The 2,185-nt window shown below is 45.8% G+C and carries 3 protein-coding genes and 1 pseudogene; 3 read left to right on the forward strand and 1 reads right to left on the reverse strand.

Annotation, left to right across the window (positions count from 1 at the left end; genetic code table 11):
* Window positions 1-52: 52 nt before the first annotated feature.
* Window positions 53-1,039 (forward strand): annotated as a pseudogene (locus REG_RS10470) (ISKra4 family transposase); the annotation flags it as partial.
* Window positions 1,040-1,259: 220 nt separating this feature from the next.
* Here REG_RS10470 and REG_RS10475 read toward each other — a convergent pair.
* Window positions 1,260-1,679: a type 4b pilus protein PilO2 gene (locus REG_RS10475; protein ID WP_006705623.1), complete on the reverse strand. Its 420-nt coding sequence runs from the start codon at window positions 1,677-1,679 to the stop codon at window positions 1,260-1,262.
* A gap of 59 nt (window positions 1,680-1,738) precedes the next feature.
* On the opposite strand from REG_RS10475, the gene REG_RS10480 reads away from it, so the two are divergent.
* Together REG_RS10480 and REG_RS11605 are read left to right on the forward strand one after the other, a co-directional pair.
* Window positions 1,739-1,936 carry a ribbon-helix-helix domain-containing protein gene (locus tag REG_RS10480; protein WP_455549909.1) on the forward strand — a complete coding sequence of 66 codons (198 nt, stop codon included), beginning with the start codon at window positions 1,739-1,741 and terminating at the stop codon, window positions 1,934-1,936.
* Window positions 1,937-1,979: 43 nt separating this feature from the next.
* On the forward strand, window positions 1,980-2,185 hold a 206-nt coding region (locus REG_RS11605), incomplete at its 3' end, for a putative toxin-antitoxin system toxin component, PIN family (RefSeq protein WP_071985218.1).

The following is a 2,185-nucleotide window of genomic DNA, read 5'->3' on the forward strand; positions in this document are numbered from 1 at the left end:
CCCACAGTGAAAAGATACTGACAATAGAAAAACCTCAAGAGACGCGGATGGGTTAACGTCTGATTTATTGAAAGACATTCTCCCCGTTGGCGAACGTTATAATGCTTCGACCATTAGAAATCACTTATGTCATGTAGCAAAACGGCAGGAAGCGGAGTTGGCTGAAAAACCTGATTATCTTTCAGGTTGTCCTCGAGATTGGGCAGCGCTCCCCAAACCAGGTAAACCCATGGTTGTGGGTATTGATGGGGGCTATGTTCGCAACAGAAATGATAAAAAGAACCATTTTGAAGTCATTGTCGGAAAATCGTACTCCGATGAAGTCCCGGCTAAACGTTTTGGGTTTGTTCAAAAAATCGATGAGCATCCGAGGAAAAAACTGATGGCACAGCTGACTTCTCAGGGAATGCAGGCGAATCAGCAAATTACTTTTTTATCTGATGGGGCAGACAACCTCAGGGAACTGCAGTTCAGTTTTTACCCTGAGTCTCGTCATGTACTCGATTGGTTTCACATCACAATGAGGCTGACGGTACTTAATCAATATGCAAAAGGGGTAGAGAAAAGTGATCCGGCTATTGGCGCAGTTCTCTCAGATACACTTGAAAGCACTAAGTGGTATCTCTGGCATGGGAATGTTGAAAACGCACTGGAAAACTTGGAAGAATGCACCCTGCTTTGTGATGATAATGAGCTCAACTATTTTAACCGTAAGAAGCTGTTAACTCATCTGGATGAAATGTATACCTACATTAGCAATAACCGGATGATAATCCCTAATTATGGCGAGATGTACCGATATGGGGAGACCATTTCTACCGCCTTTGTAGAATCAACTATCAATGAAGTGGTGGCAAAAAGAATGGTTAAAAAACAGCAAATGCAATGGAGCCAGCAGGGCGCTCATTATCTACTCCAAACCCGAACCTCAGTGCTTAATGATGAGCTGAAAGAGCAATTCAGGCGTTGGTATCCGGGTCTGAAAATCGATGAGCATATCGGAGAAAAGACCGATGAAAGCACGGGATTAGCTGCATAGGATTGCCCCACACTTTTTTATGCTCTCTTAAAAAAAGAGAACGCTATCAGCAGAAAAACAAGAAAAACCGTCCAGGAAACCATTTCTTTTTTGGTGAGTCCCCAGGTTAAGGGTTTAAGCTTAAATTCTTTTTAAGGTTTTAACCGTTAACAACGCTGTCAGTGAAAGGTCATCCGTCACCCATAAAAACCGCTTATCACCAAAAACCTTAAACTCTCCCTCACCTTTGGCTAAACGCGATGTAATATCGACAACCTCTTGCTCTAATGCTGCTGGCGAAACGATTTTGTCCGTCCAGGGCATCACCAAACCGCCGGTAGACGCCATCACAATGTAAATCCGTATTCAGATCGTCTTTATCTAACGGAATGACGGCCAGCCATTTACCCGGGATCAACGACACCAGCGACACCGCCAGCGAATATTTTCCTTTTAATGGAACGGAAAACTTAGGGGCAAAGCCTGCCTGGATAGAGTCATTTTGCTGGATGGCAACCACATCCCTGTTTTCTCTTTTCCCAATGGCTTTCACCTCTTTCATATAATGCAGGCCGCCTTTAATGGCGCGCCATTCCAGCCCCACCACAAAGACTTTGTTGTTGTAGGTGACGAGACGTATTGGTTTTTTTTCATTAGACATACATTGCTCTTTTTACACTATCGGTGTATAAACACATAAACATCAATTAAGGAGTCACTATGAATACTGTTCGCTGGAATGTTGCCGTGTCGCAAGACACGGATCAGTCGGTACGTATGTTTATAGCCGCACAGGGCGGTGGCCGAAAAGGGGATCTGTCGCGCTTCATTGAGGAAGCCGTGCGTTCGTATATCCTCGAGAGAGCCGTAAAACAAGCCAAGGCAGCCACCTCCAGCATGAGTGAGACCCCGAAGTGACGGATCTTATTGATGAGGCGATACAATAGGCGCGTGAGCACTGATGCGGGTTGTTCTGGACACTAATGTCCTGCTTAGTGCACTGATATCTTCGCATGGTGCACCTGATACCATCTATCACGCCTGGCGAGCGGCTCGGTTCGAATTGGTCACCTCACTGATACAACTCGACGAGCTACGGCGCGTGAGCCGCTACCCGAAATTCAAGGCTATTCTCCCACCGCACCGCGTCGGCGCGATGATGAATAA

This window comes from Candidatus Regiella insecticola LSR1, from assembly GCF_000143625.1.
GTDB classification, from domain to species: domain Bacteria; phylum Pseudomonadota; class Gammaproteobacteria; order Enterobacterales; family Enterobacteriaceae; genus Regiella; species Regiella insecticola.